This window comes from Marivita sp. S0852, assembly GCF_046591575.1.
Taxonomy (GTDB): domain Bacteria; phylum Pseudomonadota; class Alphaproteobacteria; order Rhodobacterales; family Rhodobacteraceae; genus Marivita.
Genome location: NZ_JBIQWA010000010.1, coordinates 107751 through 128146, shown reverse-complemented (window position 1 = coordinate 128146; position 20396 = coordinate 107751). Strand labels below are relative to the sequence as shown.

17 protein-coding genes are annotated in these 20396 nt (G+C 60.1%); 10 read left to right on the top strand and 7 right to left on the bottom strand.

All coding sequences use genetic code 11. The features are described from left to right. The 8 genes from ACG74X_RS18065 to ACG74X_RS18030 all read left to right on the top strand — a co-directional run. The coding region (locus ACG74X_RS18065; RefSeq protein WP_411236580.1) for an AMP-binding enzyme at positions 1-291 on the top strand (291 nt) is incomplete at its 5' end. Positions 292-295: 4 nt separating this feature from the next. After that, entirely contained in the window at positions 296-985 is a 690-nt protein-coding gene (locus ACG74X_RS18060) for an adenylate kinase (protein ID WP_411236579.1), read from the top strand. 102 nt (positions 986-1087) lie between these two features. Then, positions 1088-1372, top strand: coding sequence for a DUF4212 domain-containing protein (locus ACG74X_RS18055; protein WP_411236586.1), 285 nt, complete (start codon positions 1088-1090; stop codon positions 1370-1372). Positions 1373-1377: 5 nt separating this feature from the next. Continuing rightward, entirely contained in the window at positions 1378-3162 is a 1785-nt protein-coding gene (locus ACG74X_RS18050) for a sodium:solute symporter family protein (RefSeq protein WP_411236578.1), read from the top strand. Between the two features lie 108 nt (positions 3163-3270). Further along, the gene (locus tag ACG74X_RS18045) at positions 3271-5094 is read left to right on the top strand and encodes a DUF294 nucleotidyltransferase-like domain-containing protein (RefSeq protein ID WP_411236577.1); all 1824 of its coding nucleotides are present in this window, start codon (positions 3271-3273) and stop codon (positions 5092-5094) included. Positions 5095-5116: 22 nt separating this feature from the next. Next, the gene (locus tag ACG74X_RS18040) at positions 5117-5617 is read left to right on the top strand and encodes a hypothetical protein (RefSeq protein ID WP_411236576.1); all 501 of its coding nucleotides are present in this window, start codon (positions 5117-5119) and stop codon (positions 5615-5617) included. A 3-nt stretch (positions 5618-5620) separates the two neighbouring features. Continuing rightward, complete coding sequence (locus ACG74X_RS18035; protein ID WP_411236574.1) at positions 5621-7039, top strand: exonuclease domain-containing protein; 1419 nt, start codon at positions 5621-5623, stop codon at positions 7037-7039. A gap of 211 nt (positions 7040-7250) precedes the next feature. Next, a complete protein-coding gene (locus tag ACG74X_RS18030) occupies positions 7251-7994 on the top strand; it encodes a sulfite exporter TauE/SafE family protein (RefSeq protein ID WP_411236573.1) in 744 nt (247 codons plus the stop codon). Positions 7995-8224: 230 nt separating this feature from the next. Here the strand turns inward: ACG74X_RS18030 and ACG74X_RS18025 are convergent, their stop codons facing one another. The 3 genes from ACG74X_RS18025 to ACG74X_RS18015 form a co-directional block, all read right to left on the bottom strand. Beyond that, positions 8225-8455: a hypothetical protein gene (locus ACG74X_RS18025; RefSeq protein ID WP_411236571.1), complete on the bottom strand. Its 231-nt coding sequence runs from the start codon at positions 8453-8455 to the stop codon at positions 8225-8227. A gap of 73 nt (positions 8456-8528) precedes the next feature. Then, positions 8529-9797, bottom strand: coding sequence for a DEAD/DEAH box helicase (locus tag ACG74X_RS18020; protein WP_411236570.1), 1269 nt, complete (start codon positions 9795-9797; stop codon positions 8529-8531). Positions 9798-10075: 278 nt separating this feature from the next. Continuing rightward, positions 10076-11017 carry a M15 family metallopeptidase gene (locus ACG74X_RS18015; RefSeq protein WP_411236569.1) on the bottom strand — a complete coding sequence of 314 codons (942 nt, stop codon included), beginning with the start codon at positions 11015-11017 and terminating at the stop codon, positions 10076-10078. Between the two features lie 99 nt (positions 11018-11116). On the opposite strand from ACG74X_RS18015, the gene ACG74X_RS18010 reads away from it, so the two are divergent. Together ACG74X_RS18010 and ACG74X_RS18005 are read left to right on the top strand one after the other, a co-directional pair. Beyond that, positions 11117-11704 carry an OmpA family protein gene (locus ACG74X_RS18010; protein WP_411236568.1) on the top strand — a complete coding sequence of 196 codons (588 nt, stop codon included), beginning with the start codon at positions 11117-11119 and terminating at the stop codon, positions 11702-11704. A gap of 33 nt (positions 11705-11737) precedes the next feature. After that, on the top strand, positions 11738-13957 hold the full coding sequence (locus ACG74X_RS18005; protein WP_411236567.1) for a protein kinase domain-containing protein: 2220 nt from the start codon (positions 11738-11740) through the stop codon (positions 13955-13957). Between the two features lie 21 nt (positions 13958-13978). On the opposite strand, the gene ACG74X_RS18000 is transcribed toward ACG74X_RS18005, so the two are convergent. Genes ACG74X_RS18000 through tssL form a run of 4 tightly spaced genes read right to left on the bottom strand, consistent with a single transcriptional unit; the run spans position 13979 to position 20383 of the window. Then, on the bottom strand, positions 13979-14701 hold the full coding sequence (locus tag ACG74X_RS18000) for a PP2C family protein-serine/threonine phosphatase (protein WP_411236565.1): 723 nt from the start codon (positions 14699-14701) through the stop codon (positions 13979-13981). Then, positions 14698-15381: a type VI secretion system-associated protein TagF gene (gene tagF, locus ACG74X_RS17995; RefSeq protein ID WP_411236564.1), complete on the bottom strand. Its 684-nt coding sequence runs from the start codon at positions 15379-15381 to the stop codon at positions 14698-14700. Before tagF ends, ACG74X_RS18000 begins: the two co-directional genes overlap by 4 nt. An 11-nt stretch (positions 15382-15392) precedes the next feature. After that, positions 15393-18953 carry a type VI secretion system membrane subunit TssM gene (gene tssM, locus ACG74X_RS17990; protein WP_411236563.1) on the bottom strand — a complete coding sequence of 1187 codons (3561 nt, stop codon included), beginning with the start codon at positions 18951-18953 and terminating at the stop codon, positions 15393-15395. After that, a complete protein-coding gene (tssL, locus tag ACG74X_RS17985; protein WP_411236562.1) occupies positions 18950-20383 on the bottom strand; it encodes a type VI secretion system protein TssL, long form in 1434 nt (477 codons plus the stop codon). Before tssL ends, tssM begins: the two co-directional genes overlap by 4 nt. Positions 20384-20396: the final 13 nt, after the last annotated feature.

The following is a 20396-nucleotide window of genomic DNA, read 5'->3' as shown; positions in this document are numbered from 1 at the left end:
CATGACATCAAGGGCCAGGGCATCTACTGCTATGTCACCCTGATGAACGGGGTCGACCCGTCTGACGAGCTGACCAAGGAATTGCGCAGCTGGGTGCGCACCGAAATCGGCCCCATCGCAAGCCCGGACGTGATCCAATGGGCCCCCGGCCTGCCCAAAACCCGCTCCGGCAAAATCATGCGCCGCATCCTGCGCAAAATCGCCGAAAACGACACAGATTCCCTGGGCGACACATCCACACTCGCAGACCCCTCTGTCGTCGATGACCTCATCGAAAACAGAAAAGGCTGACGAAATGGTGGGCTTAGACACAACGACAACCGTTGCGCCGGTTCTGATCCTGCTTGGCCCTCCGGGGGCCGGGAAAGGCACCCAGGCGCGGATGCTGCAGGACCGGTTCGGTCTGGTGCAGCTTAGCACAGGTGACCTGTTGCGCGCCGCAGTGGCCGCGGGCACCGAGGCCGGCAAGCGCGCCAAGGCGGTCATGGAGGCGGGAGAGCTGGTCAGCGACGACATCGTCATCTCCATCCTGCGCGACCGTTTGGCAGATCCCGACTGCGCCAAAGGCGTGATCCTTGACGGCTTTCCCCGCACAACGGTGCAGGCCAAAGCGCTGGATGCGCTTTTGGCCGCGTCAGGCCAGCGCGTGGATGCTGCCATCAGCCTGGATGTTGACGACGCCGCCATGGTGGCGCGGATTTCCGGGCGATATACCTGTGACGGTTGCGGCGAAGGCTATCATGACACCTATAAAACACCGACCACCAAAGATGTGTGTGACACGTGCCAAGGCACTGATTTCAAACGCAGAGCGGATGACAACGCCGAAACGGTCGCGGCGCGACTTGAGGCATATCATGCGCAGACATCTCCTTTGATTGCATTTTACCAAACACAGGGCGCGCTGGCCCGGGTGAATGCAATGGGGGCCATCAACGACATCGCATCCGACCTGGGCGCGATTGTAAAGAAAGCCACGGCCTGACGACGGCAGTGGTGGTTTGCGATCCGGCATCAATGGATTGCAAACGAGGGACGCCGCATCCGGGTGGATGTGGGCAAACGGAGGAAAAGGAGGAGCCGCAACATGGCGGACCAATCATCTCAAAACGCGCAAGGGTCAGAAAAGACCGACGCGGGCTACTGGGCAGCCAACCTGCGCATTATCGTGATCAGCCTTGTCATCTGGGCGCTGGTTTCATTCGGGTTCGGCATTCTGCTGCGCCCCATGTTGTCCGGCATAAGCATCGGCGGCACCGATCTTGGTTTCTGGTTCGCCCAGCAAGGATCGATCCTCGTCTTTCTGGCGCTGATCTTTTTCTACGCCTGGCGGATGAACAAGCTCGATAAAGAATTCGGCGTCGAGGAATAAGCGCAATGGATCAGTTTACAATCAACCTGCTGTTTGTGGGAGCGTCTTTTGCGCTTTACATCGGCATCGCGATCTGGGCCCGTGCCGGATCAACCTCTGAATTCTACGCTGCCGGTCGCGGCGTGCATCCCGTCACCAACGGGATGGCAACCGCGGCGGACTGGATGTCTGCGGCCTCGTTCATCTCGATGGCGGGGCTGATTGCCTTTACCGGCTACGACAACTCGACCTATCTGATGGGCTGGACCGGTGGCTACGTGCTTCTGGCGCTGCTGCTGGCCCCCTATCTGCGCAAGTTCGGCAAATACACCGTGTCCGAGTTCATCGGCGACCGGTTCTACAGCCCGACCGCGCGCGTGGTTGCGGTGGTGGCGCTTCTGGTGGCCTCTCTGACCTATGTGATCGGCCAGATGACCGGTGTGGGTGTTGCCTTTGGCCGTTTTCTTGAGGTCTCAAACACAGCCGGTCTGCTGATTGGGGCCTGTGTGGTGTTTGCCTATGCAGTTTTTGGCGGCATGAAAGGTGTGACCTACACACAGGTCGCGCAATACTGCGTTCTGATCATGGCCTACACGATTCCGGCGGTGTTTATTTCGTTGCAACTGACCGGCAATCCGATTCCGGCGTTGGGCCTGTTTGGCGAACACACCGCCTCTGGCACGCCGCTTTTGGAAAAGCTGGACCAGATCGTGACCGAGCTGGGGTTCAACGAATACACCGCCCAGCATGGCGACACGTTCAACATGGTCCTGTTCACGCTGTCCCTGATGATCGGGACCGCGGGTCTGCCCCATGTCATCATGCGCTTTTTCACGGTGCCCCGTGTCGCGGACGCGCGGTGGTCTGCGGGTTGGACGCTGGTCTTTATCGCGCTGCTGTATCTGACAGCCCCGGCAGTGGGTGCGATGGCGCGTCTGAATATCAGCGACATGATGTGGCCGAACGGCACATCGTCAGACCCCGTGTCGGTCGAGATGATCCAGAACGACGATCGCTATGACTGGATGGCCACCTGGCAGAAAACCGGCCTTCTGGGCTGGGAAGACAAGAACGGTGACGGTCGGATTGCGTATTTCAACGACAACAACCCCGAATCCGTTGCAGCCGCCGAAGCTGCCGGTTGGGGGTCGGAAAACGAGCTGACCAACTTCAACCGTGACATTCTGGTTCTGGCCAATCCCGAAATTGCCAACCTGCCCAGCTGGGTGATCGGTCTTGTGGCCGCAGGGGGTCTGGCGGCGGCGCTGTCAACGGCGGCGGGCCTGCTTCTGGCCATCTCGTCTGCGGTGTCGCACGACCTGATCAAAGGCTCGATCAGACCGGATATCTCGGAAAAGGGCGAACTTTTGTCGGCGCGTATTGCGATGGCTGTGGCGATTGTGGTGGCGACCTATCTGGGCCTCAATCCTCCGGGCTTTGCGGCGCAGACGGTGGCGCTGGCCTTTGGTCTGGCGGCGGCGTCGATCTTTCCTGCGCTGATGATGGGCATCTTTACCAAGGTGAACAACAAAGGGGCGGTTGCCGGGATGCTGGCCGGTCTGATTGTCACGCTGATCTACATCTTCCTGCACAAGGGCTGGTTCTTTGTGCCTGACACAAACAGCTTTACCGACGCAGATCCACTTTTGGGGACGGTCAAGTCCACCTCTTTCGGGGCCATCGGTGCCGCGATCAACTTTGCGGTTGCGTTCACTGTGTCCAAGATGACAGCCGATATCCCGCAAGAGATCGAAGACCTGGTCGAAAGCGTCCGCGTGCCCCGTGGCGCGGGTGCCGCCCAGGACCACTAAACAAACATTGGCGCGTTGCCCTATGGGGGGACGCGCTTTTGGCACAAGACGATCCCGCGCCGGGATATCTGGGGCGGGATTTTACATGCCCAAGCAAGAGCACCCAGTATGACCCCCGCCCCCGAAACCCTGTTTCAGTTTCTGTCAGCGATCCACCCCTATGACGCGATGGAGCATGCCGCCCTTCAGTCCATGATCCCCGCGTTCGATGTGCGCCGCTTTGACGCCGGGGCACAGGTCTATGCGTTGGGGCAGCAATTGGACGGGTTGTTCATTGTCTTTGAAGGCGATGTCGAAATTCGCGATGAACACGACGTGCCGATCTCTTTGCTGGGTCCGCGCAATTCCTTTGGGGAACGCGGCTTGCTGCGGCAAGGCCAAAGCGTGACATCGGCGCGCGCCGTCACCGACAGCACGCTTTTGATCCTGCCCGCAGATATCTTTCATAAGGCCATGGCCGAGGTTCCGGCCTTTCGCAAATTCTTTGACCGCAGCCGCGTGGAGCGTCCGCAGAAAACCGATCTGGCCACCACCCGGGTCGAAGAGCTGATGGCGACCTCTCCGGTCACCTGTCCGCTGGACACCGATGTCCAGACCGCCGCGCGCCAGATGCGCGAGGCGCGGGTGTCCTCGATCTGTGTCGCCGAGGGCGGGCGCTTGCGTGGCATTGCCACGATCCGGGATCTGTCCGGCAAGGTGGTGGGCGATGGCCTGCCATTTGACACGCCGATCCGCCGCGTGATGACGCCCGATCCGGTCACTCTGCCGCCGTCGGCCATCGGCTCTGACGTGTTGCACATGATGATGGAGCGGCGCATCGGGCATGTGCCCGTTGAACAGGCGGGCAAGCTGGTCGGGATCGTGACGCAAACCGATCTTACCCGTTTTCAGGCGGTCAGCTCGGCCGAGCTGGTATCCGAGATCGCCCATTCCAACACCGCCGAAGACATGGCCAAGGTCACCGCGCGCATTCCGCAATTGCTGGCGCAGCTTGTGGCCGGTGGCAATCGGCACGAGGTGATCACCCGGCTGATCACCGACATTGCCGACACCGCAACCCGGCGGTTGCTGGCGCTGGCCGAAGCGTCGCTTGGACCGGCCCCTGTGCCGTATCTCTGGCTTGCCTGCGGCAGTCAGGGACGGCAGGAACAGACCGGTGTCAGCGATCAGGACAACTGCCTGTTTCTGGATGACAGCGTCACCGACGCCGATCAGCCCTATTTCGAAGCCCTTGCCCGGTTCGTCTGCGACGGGCTGGACACCTGCGGCTATGTCTATTGCCCCGGCGATATGATGGCCAGCAATCCGCGCTGGCGGCAGCCGGTCAAGGTCTGGCGCGATTATTTCGCAAGCTGGATCAAAACCCCGAACCCAGAGGCCCAGATGCTGGCCAGCGTCATGTTCGATCTGCGCCCGATTGGCGGCACGGTCGCGCTGTTTGAAAACCTGCAGGCCGAAACCCTGGCCAAAGCCTCGGCCAATTCGATCTTTGTGGCGCATATGGTGTCCAATTCGCTGAAACATACCCCGCCGCTTGGCTTGCTGCGCGGCTTTGCCACGATCCGCTCGGGCGAACACAAGAACCACATAGATCTCAAACATAATGGCGTGGTGCCTGTGGTTGATCTGGGCCGCATCTATGCGCTGCAGGGGCAGTTGACGCAGGCCAACACAGCAGCGCGTCTGGAGGCCGCGATGGCCGCAGGCATTCTGAGCGCATCGGGCGGACAGGATCTGCGCGATGCCTATGATCTGATTGCCGAAACCCGGCTTGACCATCAGGCTGCACAGGTCCGTGCCGGAGACGCGCCCGACAATTTTTTAAGTCCGACATCCCTGTCCGATTTTGAGCGAAGTCATCTTCGCGATGCGTTTGTGGTGATAAAATCAATGCAATCCGCCGTCGGACATGGGCGCGGCATGCTAAGCTGAGACGCGGAACGGAGGACATGGCATGTTTCTTGAACTGATCGCCGTGATCATCGCTGGCCTTGCCGGGGCCGGTGTCACGTTGATGGTCATGCGCCTGAGCGGCAACCGCCTGCCGAAATGGCTGATCCCGGTGATGGCCGGAGCGGCGATGCTGGGCACCACGATCAGCAGCGAATACAGCTGGTATACCCGCACCTCGGACAACCTGCCGGACGGTCTTGAGGTGGTGCAAACCGTTGAAAGCACGGCAATCTACCGTCCCTGGACATATGTCTTTCCCTACATCGACCGCTTTATCGCGGTGGATCAGCCGAACGTGCAGGCCAATCGCGAAAATCCTGATCTGCTTTTGGCCGATCTCTATTTCTTTGGCCGCTGGAGCACGGTTCAATCGGTCGAGGTGATGGTAAATTGCGCAACCGGACAACGCGCCGACCCGGCTTTGGGTGACGAAAGCCCGCCTGTCTGGCGCGACGTGCCCCAAGATGACCCGATCGTCACCGGAGTGTGCCAAAGGAGTTGACCCATGTTTCACAAGCTCGGCCTGCGCCTGCGCGTTTTTCTGTTCTTTTGCCTGCTGGGCCTGGGCGGGCTAGTTTTGATCGGGGCCGCGCTTTGGTTCGGATACGCGCGCGCGGTCACGACAACGGTTGAAAACGGGTTCACCTTTGCCGCCATTCTCGCCGCGTTCCTGATCCTTGCATTGACCGTTTCGGTCTGGCTGCTGTTTGATGAAAACGTGGCCAAGCCCATCGAACGGCTGGCCGCAGAGCTGCGCACCCGCGCCCATGCCGGTGTCGACCGTGATCTGGACACCCAGACCGCGCGCTATCTTGGCGATCTGGCACCCGCCGCCTCTGCCGTGACCAAACAGCTGAACGACACGGCGCTCAGCACTGCGCAAGCCGTCGCAAAAGAAACCGCACGCCTTAGCGCCGAGACAGCCCGCCTGACCGCGCTTTTGACGGAAATTCCCGTGGCCACAGTGCTTGTCAATCCGGACGGGCAGATCGTGCTGTACGATGGACAGGCCGCAGAGGTGCTGGCGCAACTGGGGGTGCCGCGTCTGAACGCGAAACTTACCGATTACTTTGACAACGCCACCCTGACCGCCGCGATCAAGACCCTTCAGAAAACCGGCAAAGACGTGTCTGTGACCGCCCATTCCAAAGATATGGCGCAAAGCTTTGACGTGAAACTCAAACCCATGGAGGGGGGCGGTTTCCTGATGGTGATCGACAGCCAGACACTCGACATCTCGCCAACGGCGGCGCGGCCGCTGGTGTATGATTTCGACCTGCTGGACCGCCGCCAACAGGATGCCGAGGCGCATATCCACGACCGGCATCTGCGCGATCTGTGCTTTGCGGTGTTCGATACCGAAACCACCGGGCTGCTGCCGCACAAAGACGATATCGTCCAGCTGGGGGCCGTACGCGTGCTCAACGGCAAGATCATTGGCGGCGAAACCATCAATCAGCTGGTCGATCCCGGCCGCCCGATCCCGCCTGCATCCACCAAGGTCCACAAGGTCACCGACGCCATGGTGCGTGGCCAGCCCGACATTCACCAGGTGGCCCGGCAGTTTCACAGTTTTGCACAAGACGCCGTCATCGTTGCGCATAACGCACCGTTCGACATGGCGTTCCTACACCGCCATGCCAAACAAACCGGTGTGACCTGGGATCATCCGATCCTCGATACTGTGTTGCTGTCAGCCGTGCTGTTCGGGGCAAGTGAAACCCATACGCTGGACGCGCTGTGCGACCGGCTTGGCATCGCCATCCCACAAGAGCTGCGCCATACCGCGCTTGGGGATGCCTATGCCACCGCAGAAGTGCTGGTCAGCATGCTGCCCATGCTTGACGCGCGCGGTCTGTCAACCTTTGGTCAGGTGATCGAGGAAACCCGCCGGCACGGGCGTCTTCTTGAGGATCTTAACTGAGTGGAACATGCCCCGGTGAAGATTAGGAAAACCCAGCCCGTTATCCGATTAAACCGTGACGTTGTGATGGGCACACAGATCAAAACGTGGCGGAAACGCAAAAAAACATCCGGATCAGCGAAGTGATAGAGCTTGAAACCCTCGAAGCGACCTCCTGCATGGTTCACGCCATCGCGGAAAACCCACCCCCCGTGACAGAGTCCAGCCTCACGTGAGCTGGAGCGCCGTTCTTTACATCCTGCTGGGGGCTTCGGCCGGAGGGTTTGTAAACGGTTTGGCCGGATCAGGCACGGCCCTGTTTGCGCTTGGGTTTCTGCTGATCGTGCTGGACCCGGTCAGCGCCGTGGCGCTGGTCACGCTGATGTCTGTGCTGACTGGTCTTCAAGGTTTGTGGGAGGTGCGCGCGGCAGTGACGCAAAATCTTTCCAGATTGCTGCGGTTTATCGTGCCGGGATTGCTTGGGGTTCCGGTCGGCATCACGCTGCTTGCGTTGATCAACGCAGAGACACTCAAGCTGGTTATTGCCATTTTATTAATTGTTTACGGCGGCTTCTTCAGCTTTCGCACGAACCTGCCCCGGTTTGAACGGCGCACACCGGTTCTGGATTCAGGTGTCGGGCTTGTCGGCGGTGTGCTGGGTGGCATGGCTTCGCTGTCGGGGGCTTTGCCGTTGATCTGGTGTTCGATGCGCCCTTGGCCAAAGGCCGAGACCCGCGCGGTGCTGCAACCGTTCAACGTGGCAGTTCTGGGCACAACCGCGCTGATGCTTTGGTCGCGCGGGGCCTATGACCGCGACACGGTCACCGCCTTTTTGATCGCGCTGCCCGCCTCGCTTTTGGCGGCACAGGTGGGATTGATGGTGTTCCGCCGGATCAGCGACACCATGTTCCGGCGCCTTTTGATCGGGCTGTCCCTGCTTTTGGGCCTGGGCATCTTGATCCGCGTCCTGATCTGAGGCAGGTTTCGCCCCTTGTCAGACACCCACAAAGGCACGCTGGCCGATGCCACCACGCGAATTTTTAAGATAAAGCCCAAAGCTCTGCCGGTGCCTACACCGTCGCAAGCGCGCCGTCGGCGTGAGATTGAGGCCCAGCATTTCCAGCGACGCAACGCGGGGTTCAGCCAATTATGTCATGTCAGATCGAACGCCAAATTGCCAGCTGACAATCCGGTTTCCACAATGAATTACAATATCTTAGCGACTCTCGTTAACCTTCTGGTAAGACCGGAGTCGCTGCGCATCGCGTCCATCTCGTTCCACATTGCCACCTGCAAGTCCTTGCGCAGCGGCAACATAAGGCCGGGGTCACGCGTGACGGGATGGCAGGCGCGGGCAAGCGCGACCTGACGGCCCGCCAGGTCAAAGCCGTTATCGGCGCTGCGTTTGACCAAACCCTTGGACGTCCCCCGTAACATCGCGCACAGGATGCGCCACGGAGATGAACACCCGCTCCCACTCGGAGCGGGTTTTTTTCAGGTTAAGTCTGGCTTAAGCCGCTTTCTGTGCGCCACCGCCGCGACGACGCCTGCGGCCATTGCTGTTGGATTTTGGTTTCGATCCGTTGAACCGCGCCCCGTTGCCCTGCCCGCGTCCACGCGGTGCGCTTTTGCGTGCAACCGGCTCGGTCGGAGCGGTGCCGCTGGCGACCGGTACGGATATCTTCATGAGCTTTTCGATCTGGCGCAAAAGATCCGCCTCATCCGGAGCACAGAATGCAATCGCCTCGCCCTCGCGTCCGGCGCGGGCGGTGCGTCCGATGCGGTGGACATAATTGTCCGGCACTTCCGGCAGGTCATAGTTCACCACATAGGCAACACCCGGAATGTCGATGCCGCGCGCGGCCACATCGGTGGCGACAAGCACGGTGATCGTGCCATCCCGAAACGCCTTGATCGCGCGGTCGCGCTGGCCCTGGCTTTTGTTGCCATGGATCGACGCGGCATTAAAGCCATCCGCCACAAGACCTTTCATCAGCTTTTCTGCCCCATGTTTGGTGCGGGAAAAGACCAGCGTCAGGGCGTCCATGTCCTTGGACAGAATTTCGCGCAGTTTGCTTTGCTTTTCGGCTTTGCTGCCAAGATGGTGCACCGATTGGGTGATCTTGTCAGCGGCCTTGCCCGGAGGCGAGACCTGGACCTTTTTGGGGTTGGTCAGATAAGCCTTGCTCAGATCTTCCATCTGTTTGGGCATCGTGGCCGAGAACAGCATGGTCTGACGCGGTGTGCCGAGTTTTGGCGCAATCTTGCGCAGCGCATGGATGAAGCCCATGTCGAGCATCTGATCGGCCTCGTCCAGAACAAGGTGACGGACCTGTGACAGCAGGACAGACCGGCGATCCATCAGGTCGATCAGACGGCCCGGTGTGGCCACCAGAATATCGGTGCCGCGCTGCAGCTGGTGGATCTGTTTGTTGATGGACTGTCCGCCCACAACAACCGTAACCCGAAGGTTGGTGTTTTTGGTCAGCATGCGCAGGCTATCTGCGATCTGGTTCACAAGTTCGCGGGTGGGGGCCAGGATCAGCGCCTTGGCCGTCTTGGCCGCAGGGCGTTCTGGCATATCCAGAAGGTGATCGACCAAAGGCAGTCCGAAGGCGAGGGTTTTGCCAGTGCCGGTCTGGGCAAGGCCCAGCACGTCGTGTCCGGCCAGTGCCAGTGGCACAGCCTTGGCTTGAATGGGTGTGGGTGTTTTGAGATTTGCGCGGTCCAGCGCTTCGGTCAGTTTGGGCTTGAGGCCCAGTGTGTCAAATTCAGACAAAATGTATCCTTTTGATCCACATGCGCAAACACATGTGAACAGTAACGTGCCACATCACCGTGGCAAACGAGGGTGTCGCAGTGCCTCAGGACTTGATGGGAGGCCCCCACACAAGCTGGCGCTGCGTCAAGTACCCTGCGTGAATGGGGAACCGGTTGATGGGCGTCGCTTGTCCCTGGATCGGGACGTGGCAAGCTCACGCGGCTGCGCGACGTTGATTGGCATATGGTGGTTTGCCGCGCGAAAGTCAACCGGGCTCAACGGGACCGGTATCGCGGTTACAAAACGCCGTCCCTGACCCATTGCTCCAGCTTTTGGCGACTGACTTCGAAATGCATGCTGTCCTCGCGCCGCCAGGAGGCCCCCCAGACCCAGCCTTCTTCCTTGAAGAAATCAGCCAGGATGGTCAGGCCAAGCTGGGTTTTGCCATCGCCCAATGTGTCAAGTTTGCCGTCAATGTTCAAATCGACCGCCAGACCATAGGAATGGGTGGACGCGCGATTGGTGGTGCCGCGAATGGCGCGCACGCAGAGCGATCCGGCAGTGCTGATGCGGGCATATAGATCGGGATCGGTGGCGCGGACCTTTTCGAACACGCGGGTCAGCGAATCGATGGCCGGTTGCAGCATCCGCACCTTGATCGGGCCAACATTTTGTGTGCGCAGTTTGCTTGCAAGGCGCTGATTGGTCATTTCCCGGCAGGTCTGATCAAGATCCTGCCGGGGCAGACCAAAGGTGTTGCCCAACCAGCGCGACCCGGCAATGGTCAGGCCCTCGTTCACATTGCGGCGATCGGCGATCAGCACAACCTGGGCGTAGGCATCAATGATATCGTTTGGCCCGCTTTGCCGGAACGGCTGGCTGTCATCCACGTCCGGGGCCTGAAACACCTGACGGTTGCCCGCCGCCGCGCGCGCGCTGACGCGGGCGACCTCTTGGGTCAGCGTGTCGACCCGTTCGCGCAGGTCTTCGACCTGTTGATTGAGCATCTCGATTTCGATCCGGGCACCGGAATCAATGGCCGGTCCGTCAAAGAATTCTTCTTCCTGCAACAGCATCGGGACAAAGACCCAGATGGTCGATGCTAGAAGAATGGCAACACCAATAATGGCTGCAGGCAGCACGCGCATCGAGTGGTTTCCTGAAATCACGTTGTGTAAAAATGTATCCCCCCTACTAAAGCGCGTTTTACCTTCGACGCCAAGCTTTATCAGGGGCATTTTGCAGGCCACGCTCGCCGCAAAAATGTTGTCGGGCTGCATTCTGTGGGCTAGGCTGCCGTATATACATTTTTTACGCATTTAAGGACACGATTAGCCATGACACGACATACCATTGTTGCAAGCGTTGCCCTTGCGTTCGCCCTTGCCCTGTCTGCGACATCACCTGTTGCGGCACAGGCCACCGATGACATGACCGCCGAGGAAATCACCGAGGCGTTCCAAAAGCAAAAGACCCGTGGGCTGGTGCTTGTGCCCGCCGAAGGCGCGGCGGCGGCCACCAGCGCGGCAACCGGCACGTCCTCGACAACGGTGGCAGCGGCAGAGAGCACCTATTCCGAGGTCGACAAGGCGGATCAGGTCAACATCAAAATCAATTTCGATTTTGACAGCGCCACATTGCGCGCCGACCAAAAACCGCAACTGGCTACGTTGTGCGAGGTAATGAAATCGGTTGACGTTCAGCTGTTCCAGATTGTCGGCCATACCGACAGTTCGGGATCGGCATCCTATAACGAAAACCTGTCCTTGCTGCGCGCCAAAGAGGTCAAGCGCCATCTGGTCAATGATTGCGGTATCGCGGAAAACCGTCTTCAGGCCATCGGGATGGGCGAGGCTGCGCCCTATAATGCCGATGATCCCAGAAGTGACGAAAACCGTCGCGTGGAATTTCAAGCACTTGGTTAATGGCTTCGGTCGCACAGTGTATCCGGAGACATTATGACTGATTCTCGTCCGGGAGATCTTTTTCAGCCTGGCGATTTGGTAAACAACACCTACCGGATCGAAGCAATTCTTGGACGTGGCGGAACGTCTGACGTGTATAAGGCCAGGTCCGAGATCTCGGGCCGGCTTGTTGCGCTCAAGGTTCTGAAAGCCGAGTTTTCAGACAATGACGATTTCCTGCTGCTGCTGACGCGTGAAGAGGCCATGCGGGAAATCCGTCATGACGCGGTGGTGCGTTATGCCGAAAACAACCGCACGCCGGATGGGCATGTCTATCTGCTGATCGACTATGTGGACGGTCCGGGGCTGGACAAGAAGCTCAAGGAAGGTCCGATGTCGGCGGAGGATCTTTTGGTCATTTGCCGCCGGGTGGCAGAGGGCCTGGAGGCCGCGCATGGGCATGGCATTTTTCACCGGGATCTGTCCCCGGACAACATCATCCTCAGGGATGGCGATCCGGCACAGGCGGTCATCATTGATTTCGGCATCGCCAAAGACACCAATCCCGGTGCTGAAACCATAGTCGGCAATGAATTTGCAGGCAAATACGCCTATGCTGCCCCAGAGCAGCTTGCCGGGAATACGGATGCGCGCACGGACATTTATTCACTTGGCGCGCTGTTGCTGGCCAATTTCCGGGGCGCGTCGCCCAAGATCGGCAACAATCCGATGGAGGTTGTTCAAAAGAAAGCCGAGGCGCTGGATACGGAGGGCGTGCCAGAGCCGCTGAAATCGCTACTGGACAAGATGACCGATCCAGAGCCGGACAAACGCTTTGAAAGCGCCTCAGCGGTTCTCGCAGCCCTTGACGCGGCGGTCCCGCCTGCGCCCGCTGCAGAGCCGGACATGCTGTCGGACGCCACGGTGATTGCCCCGGCCCTGGCCAAACCGGCCACGACCGCACCAGAAGATCCCGGCCCTGCCGCCACGGTGATCAAACCCACGCCAGATAAAGCCACGCCAGACAGACCAAAGCCGACATCGAAGTCCGGCGCGCCAGACAAAACTGGCCTGCCTGTTGTTCCTATCGCGATTGCGGGTGTTTTGGGTGTTGGCCTGATCGGCGCGTTTGCCGCGGGCCTGTTCCGTTCGGCCCCTGCATTGCCGGTCGCAGACCCCTACCGCCTGTCGATTGCGAAGGCCGAAAACTCGGTCCCGCGTGCGGTCGGCTTTGTGCCAAGCGACGACATCGCCGAAGCCCTGCGTCAGCAGATACAGGGTCAGAATGGCACAACGGATTTGACCCTTGCATCGGGCGATATCGCCGAAGGCTGGGGACAGGATGTGTTGGCGGTTGTCGATCTGCTTGACGACATGGACGCGTGGCGCGTGGCAGTGTCCGGAAATGCGGTCGAGATCGAGGGTGAGACCACAAGCAAACCCATTTTTCGCGAGGTGCAGGCCGCGTTTGATGCGGGCGCATTGGGCGTGTTGCGCGGTGCGCCGGAGATCACCCTGAACGAGATCATCATCGCGCCGGAACGGATCGAAGCGATCCTGGCGGCCTTTGCCGATTGCGGACCACTTGGGCTTGTGGATGCGCCATTGGGCGGGTACGGCCCCGGCAGTACGGTTGCCATCGGCGGCAATCTTGCCACACCCGCCAGCCGCGACACGTTGTTCGATGCGCTGAGCAGTGCCGTGGGCGACCGCAGCGTGCGGATCACAACCACCATTCTGAACCCGACGCTGTGTCTGATCGAAAGCGTAATGCCCAGCGCGCCGTCAAGCGCCATTGATGTGGCGTTCTATCAAGGCGATCAGGGCAATCAGCCCAACCCGACAGGGGCGTTTGTGGTGGGTGAAAACCCGGTGATTGACGTTGAACTCCCGGCGGATGTGACGGACGGTTACTTGTCGGTATCGGTGCTGGACGTATCGGGGAACGTGTTTCACCTGTTGCCCAATATCAATCGTCAGGACAATTCGGTCGATGCTTTGCGCGACGGGCGCGAGGGAGACATCTCGATCCGCGTGGCCTATTCGATTGCCGAGGCGCAGACCAATGGCGGGCTGGCGTTCCGGGTGGACGATTCAACGCTGGGCAAAACCAAGATCCTGGTCATCCATTCCAGCGACCCCTTGTTAACCGAAATGCGGCCCACAAGCGAATCCGCGCTGAGCTATTCAGAGGCGTTGATTGCCGCAGACCGCAACGTCGCATCGCGCATTTATTCGCTGGACAGCCGTATTCTGGAAACATCGGCACGCTGACAAGCTGTGCCGCCGGTGCGGTCAGGGGATATCGACCACCACAACGGTGATGTTGTCCGCGCCGCCGCCGTCCAGTGCGATCTGGATCAGCCGGTCGGCAATGGTTTCCAGCGGTTCGGTTCTGAGCACGTTTTCCAACATGCCGAAGGTCGCATATTTGGTCAGCCCATCCGAGCACAGCAGAAACCGGTCCCCGGACTGAACCTCGCCGCGAACCTTGTCGAGTTCCAGATCATCGCCCACACCAACCGCGCGGGTGATCGCGTTGGATTGGGGGTGGTGCTCTGCCTCGTCCCAGGTCATCTGACCGGATTCGACCAATGTCGCGACGATGGAATGGTCCGATGTCAGCATCTGGATAACACCGTCGCGCAGCCGGTAAATGCGGCTGTCGCCTGCCCACAGCCCGACAAAATGCGAATTGGCCAGCATGAGGCTGGCCACCGTCGCCCCGATCACCGACGCGCCGCGCGTCTCGGCCTCTTGACGGATCATCTGATGGGCGTTCTGAATGGTTTGGCGCAAGGCATGCATGCGGTCTGCGGCCGGCAAATCCGGTTCAATCGACGCGATCATATCGGTGATCAACTGGCTTGCATAATCTCCGGCAGCATGGCCGCCCATCCCATCAGAGACCACCCAGATGCTTTGTTCCGGAAGGGCAAGAACAGAATCTTCGTTGATCTTGCGCTTTAGTCCAACGTGACTGCGGGCGTTGTAACGGACCCTTGGGAAAACAGTCATACGCAGCCTTCTTTCCAAACATCGGCGTCCAGATCGAACAAGCCTTGCATGTCCGGCCCGTCCGGTAAACCGTCACACACCATCAGGCGGGTGTCGCCATCCATAACGGCGCTCCAGACAGAGGGGCGTTGAAAGGCCGGAGCAAGCAATTCAGACGCAAGGATCGGGGCCAGCGCCTCTGGACCGGCGGTCTGGCGCAGCACGACGGCGCGCCCGTTGACGTGACATAGATCGGGGGCTGCGGGGATCGGCAGGGCCAGCGCGGCAAGCTGAGCAGCCAGGGCGTCTTTGCTGACATCGTCATCCAGCACCGACAGCGCGATGTCTTCCATGCTTTGAAACGCATCGCCCTGCACAAGATGTTCGCGCACAACTGACGCGCCGTCCCCAATCGGGGTCATGAGCGTCAGCGGGAACCGCCGCCCCACCCTGTCCACCGAGGGCATCAGAACGCCGATCACCGGCTGCGCCCCGGCCAGTCCGGCAGACAGGCAAAAGCGCCAGATCGGCACCGACATATAGAGCGCATCCCAGCCCGGACCATGCGCCTCGGACCCTGCCAAAAGACAGCGTTGCAGCCAGGCGTCCCATGGCTCTACAAACCCCGGAGGCGCGTTGACGCGGAAGAAATCCCCGACAGCGGGGATTTTCCCGAAAGCTCCGTATCCATCCACAGGCATCGGCACCGGCCTTAAAATGTCTTGGGGCAGCTGAATTTGGACAGCGCGGGCAAGGCAAACGGGTTGAGAACGGACCCCGATTGCAATTGATAGATCGCGATACGCCCGCCGACATTGAAGATCACACGCTTGCGGTCCGACACGTTGGTGCGGCGCACCTCGGCGGCATCCAGCAGCCGGAACCAGGCCCAGGGGCCGTCCTTTTGCAGCAGGCTTTCCACATTGCGCGCGGGCGGTTCAAACATGATCCGGGCAAGCCCCACACCACCGGGCCAATCCATCGCGACAGGGGTCGGCGCGCCGCCGCGATGGGCAAAGGGCACCTGTTTGCCATGCGCCTCTAGCAGGACCGATTGCGCCTTGGGATCAAGCGCTTGCGGCATGAGTTGAAACTGGATGCTGGGCACGCTTGATCCGCCGAAAAAGGCTTCGCGGATTTCGGCGGCATATTGCAATTGCTGAAGCACCGCCGGGCTGATGCCCAGATCCACGTCATTGACCTGTTTCCACGACCACGGCCGCGTGCGCGTATCAATGAATTCCAGCAGGTTTTCATTGACGAAACTGTCGATCAGTCCAGCCGGGCCAAACAGTTTCTGAAAATCGGCAATGGCGACATCGGCGCGGGCGCGGCGGTTGAACGGGTAGCGATCACCAATGGCCTGCTGACAAAACGGCAGGATACCGGCCTGCCAGCGCGCATTGATCGACGAGCGGGTGTTGTCGGACGTGATCCCCGACGATCCGGACGCAATCTGCGTGGCCCAGCGTTCAAGCGGGCCATCGGCACGGGCTGCGGCCTCTTGGAAACGCTGAATCGCAGCACCGCCTTCGCTGCTGGATGACGAGCCGGAGAAGCTCATTTTGTTCAGTTCCTGATAGAGTTCGGTCAAAAGGCCGATCAGGTCGTCCAGCTGGGTGGGCAATCCCGGCTCTGACGCCTCGGTCAAGCGGTGCAACCAGGCAAAGCGCTCTTCGACATAGGCACCGGGGGGTTTGGTGGCCTCGTCACCCGATGCGGTGGCGGAATTTGCCAGCGCTTCCATCAAAAGCCGGGTGCGCGTGCTGACCGCGCGTTCCACGTCCTGATTGGCGATGTCGCCCAGATCGTTGGTCAGGGCCGCCGATCCTCCGCCGGTGCCATTGCCGGTCAGCCGGGTCTCGGAGGAAATCGCTTTCAGCAGGTTCACAATCGGAGATGTCGGCCCGGACAGCACATTGGTGACCTCGACCGCGTGGCTGAGGGATTCCAGCGGGATGATATCAATATCCGCCAGAATGCCGTCATATGCCGCGACAAAGTCGTTGTAATAGAGGTAAAGAACATCGCGACTGAGCGCGGCCAGGGCCTGTTCGGTTTGCTCTGCTTCGCCGCGCGGCCCCAGAACCCAGCTTTCCCGCTGAATCCGGGCGGCAACGCCAAGCGCCTCGCCCAGAAATACATTGTTAAAGCCGTCATAGGTAAAAATGCCATCGACACCATCGGTCAACGGACTGCCCGAGGATCGCACGAACACGCGGGCCACGGCAGGACCGGCCGCGTCCGTGACACGCCATTTGGGCAGGGACACCGCAGCGGGGCTGTTGATGATCCCGTTATACACTCGCTGCGCCAGGGGCATTTCAGACAACAGCGCCTGCACCTGTTCAACCAGCGGACCGTTCAGCGCGATCTCTTGCATGGGCTGGTTCAGCAAAGCATCCAGATGGATTTCCAGATCCTCGCGGAACGCCGCGCGCGTGGGGCCGGGATAGGACAATTCCCAATCCAGCAGCATCCATTCCGCCACCAGATCCTGGTTCATCGGGCCTTGCAGGCCCAGCATCAGATAGATCTTGAGCGCCTCATAGAGCAGATCGGGATTGTTCATATTGCCGCTGATCTGCTCTTCCAGACGCAGAAGAAGCCGGGGCAACATGCGTTGGTTCAGCGCTCGGCGGTAGGTTTGTGTGGCTTGCGTGCCGATGACCTCGCCCTGGTACAAGCCATAGCCCAGGCGGCTGTCAGGTGCCGGATCGAACACGGTGGGGTTGGCGGGCATATCGCGCAGGATGTTCAGCGCCTGCACAACAGGCACCAGATCGGTATCCCCGATGGGGCTGCCCGGCAGCGTCGCCGCAGCGGCGCTATAGGCGGACACATGGTCATTTGCCTCGGCAATCAGCGCGCTGTTGCCCTGAAAAGACCGGAAAAACAGGCTGCCTGCGCCGATGGCCACCATGAGGGTTGCGATGATTGCGGCCCATTTGGTGATTTTGTAGCGGCGCTCGACCGTGTCATCGTCGGACACAAGACCGGCCTCGGGAAAGATCACTCCTTCAAACAGGCGTGTCAGGAAATAGGACCGACCGGCCCCCTGCCCTGACCCGATCGCCTGACGGCCAATGCCAAAGGTCCGCGCCATACTAAGCATGAGCCGGTCAATCGGGGTGCCTTCTTGTGTGCCGGAGGTAAAATAAATCCCGCGCAGCATCTGGCGGTGTTGAAAACGGTTTTCCTGAAACACTTCGGTCAGAAACGCCTTGGCAACCCCGCGAATAGACGCCACCTGCGACGGGAACCCGGCCACCAGCGTGCGCCGCTGCGGATCGGTTTCCGCCTGCATCCTTTCAAGCGAATGGGTGTTCAGGCGTTCCAGAAGGGCCGCGAATTCTTCGTCAAAGCCGGCAATCGGGGAGGCTTCGCCCTTGGCATTTTCAATCGGAAGCGTGAAGCCCCAGACCTGTTCGCGGTCTTCCTTGCCCAGATTGTCGTGAAATTCGGTGAAGCCCGCAATCAGATCGGCCTTGGTGAACAAGACATAAACCGGGAACCGCACCCCCAGCTTTTCGCGCAATTCGGTCAGGCGGGCACGCACAGCAGCGGCATGGCCTTTTTGCGTGATCTCGTCCTGCAGGGCCAGGTCGCTGAGGCTGATCGCGATGATGGCCCCGTTGATCGGTTGCCGTTTGCGGAATTTTTTGAGCAACCCCAGAAAGCCCAGCCAAGCGGCATTATCGACCTCGGCATCGCTTTCCTGGGTGGTGTACCGGCCTGCGGTGTCAATTAGCACGGCATTGTTGGTGAACCACCAGTCACAGTTTCTGGTGCCTCCCACCCCGCCAATGGCGGTTTTGCCCATTTCATCTGCCAGCGGGAATTGCAGGCCGGAATTGACAATCGCGGTGGTTTTGCCAGCCCCCGGAGGGCCGATCATGATATACCACGGCAGCTCGTTCAGATGTTTGCGCCCGTTCTTGGATTTGCGCAGTTCGGACATCGCGGTCTTGAGCTTGTCGCGCAATTCACCGATTTCGCCTGAAACAAGTTCATCGCTTGTGTCGGCGCTTTGCGCGATTTCTTCGGTCATTGCGGTTTCGCGGGTCCGGCGCATCAGAAAGATCGACAGCGCAATCGCTCCGAACAGCAAGGCAAATGTGGCGACCATCAACAGCCGCACCATGACCGATTCAAAGGGGCGGCTGACATCATTGCCGATCAGAGGGCCAAGATACCAGACCAGCGCAGACAAAACGGCAGCGGCGAAGAACAGGCCAAAATAGATCGACGTAAAGAAACGGAGAAAGGTCATGCGTCTTGCTCCCGCACCAGAACAACTTCGATGCGACGGTTGGCGGCGCGGCCTTCGCGTGTTGCGTTGTCGGCAATCGGCTCTGCATCGGCGCGGCCTTCGGCGCTCAGACGGGTGTCATCATCAATTGCCTGTGCCATCGACGTCATAACGGATTTGGCCCGCGCCAGCGACAGGTGCATGTTCGACGGGAAACGCGAGGACCGGATCGGCACATTGTCGGAGTGACCCACAACGATGACCTTGCCGGGTTCGGTGTTCAGCGCAGAGGCGACACGGGCGATCGGTGTTTCAAACGATGCCACGAGACTGTCTGATCCAGAGCCAAACATCCCCGACCCGGCGATCCGGATCACCAAAGTGTTGCCTTTGCCAAAAACCTTGACCAGACCTTCGTCAATTTCGGGCTGGAGGAAGGCCACAACCTTTTCAAGCTGCACCTCCTGCGTGTTGATCGGCGGCGGCGGCGGGGGCGGCGCGCGACGCTCCAGCTCTGCAACGGGGCCGGCCTCGATGATCGACAATTGACCGATCAGGTTTTCGGTCCGGTTGGACAGCACATAGCTCAGGCCGCCGAATTCGCTGATCAGCAGCAATCCGGTCACGCCCAGAGCGATCCAGACGGGTTTCCACGCCGACAGCGCGCGGTAAGGTTTGTCGACACCTTTCCAATTGGGCGACAAGTCCCGTTCAATCTGGCCGCGTTGGGCGCGGATCAAAGCGGCCAGCCCCGCGCGGATGCGCAGGTGTTTGTCCGGCCCCCCCTGTTCCACCCGCAACCGGCCCTCAAAGCCAAGCGACAGGCACATGTAAATGAACTCAAGCAGATCAAGATTGTTGGCCGGGTCTTTCTCAAGCCGTGCCAGAAGATCGTAAAACCGATCCCCGCCCACGGTTTCGCGATGGAATGTGCCCACCATCGACTGCAATCCCCAATCGGATTGCCCACCCCAGGGGGTGTTGAGCACAACATCATCGAGCGTGGCACACAGCGCATAACGCGCCGCCTTGACCGTTTGCGCGGGGATGCCCGCCTGCAACGCGCGGTTTTCGAATGCCCGGACCTCAGAGACAACCGACTGGCGCAGTTTGTCCACATCCATATGCTGCGCCCGGTTGCGCACCCGGCTGATCAGCGAAAACAACGGTGCCGCACAGGCGTTGAGCCGGTTCATTCCGGTCAGGACAAGTTCGGGTTCAGTCTGCTGGGCGCGCGGTGCCGTTGCGGCTTCGCCCTGAGGCCCCGGAATGCCAAACGTATCCAGACCCGGTTCAGGCACTGTCGAAGGTTGGGCGGCCGGACTGTGCGGCGGGAGGGCCACCGGTTGTTGCGGCGATATTGCAGGTGCCGTGCGACGCCCGCCCGGATTGGGCTTGATGACCGTGCGGTCTGTATCATCAGGTTCAGCAAACGGATCGTCGTCCGACATCGCAGCAGCCTTC

Coding starts and splice junctions, on each gene's coding strand:
- ACG74X_RS18015 (WP_411236569.1), bottom strand. CDS start 11,017: ATGCCCCTGATAAAGCTTGGCGTCGAAGGTAAAACGCGCTTTAGTAGG.
- tssL (WP_411236562.1), bottom strand. CDS start 20,383: ATGTCGGACGACGATCCGTTTGCTGAACCTGATGATACAGACCGCACG.
- ACG74X_RS18005 (WP_411236567.1), top strand. CDS start 11,738: ATGACTGATTCTCGTCCGGGAGATCTTTTTCAGCCTGGCGATTTGGTA.
- ACG74X_RS18035 (WP_411236574.1), top strand. CDS start 5,621: ATGTTTCACAAGCTCGGCCTGCGCCTGCGCGTTTTTCTGTTCTTTTGC.
- tagF (WP_411236564.1), bottom strand. CDS start 15,381: ATGCCTGTGGATGGATACGGAGCTTTCGGGAAAATCCCCGCTGTCGGG.
- ACG74X_RS18050 (WP_411236578.1), top strand. CDS start 1,378: ATGGATCAGTTTACAATCAACCTGCTGTTTGTGGGAGCGTCTTTTGCG.
- ACG74X_RS18040 (WP_411236576.1), top strand. CDS start 5,117: ATGTTTCTTGAACTGATCGCCGTGATCATCGCTGGCCTTGCCGGGGCC.
- ACG74X_RS18025 (WP_411236571.1), bottom strand. CDS start 8,455: ATGTTACGGGGGACGTCCAAGGGTTTGGTCAAACGCAGCGCCGATAAC.
- ACG74X_RS18010 (WP_411236568.1), top strand. CDS start 11,117: ATGACACGACATACCATTGTTGCAAGCGTTGCCCTTGCGTTCGCCCTT.
- ACG74X_RS18055 (WP_411236586.1), top strand. CDS start 1,088: ATGGCGGACCAATCATCTCAAAACGCGCAAGGGTCAGAAAAGACCGAC.
- ACG74X_RS18000 (WP_411236565.1), bottom strand. CDS start 14,701: ATGACTGTTTTCCCAAGGGTCCGTTACAACGCCCGCAGTCACGTTGGA.
- ACG74X_RS18060 (WP_411236579.1), top strand. CDS start 296: ATGGTGGGCTTAGACACAACGACAACCGTTGCGCCGGTTCTGATCCTG.
- ACG74X_RS18045 (WP_411236577.1), top strand. CDS start 3,271: ATGACCCCCGCCCCCGAAACCCTGTTTCAGTTTCTGTCAGCGATCCAC.
- tssM (WP_411236563.1), bottom strand. CDS start 18,953: ATGACCTTTCTCCGTTTCTTTACGTCGATCTATTTTGGCCTGTTCTTC.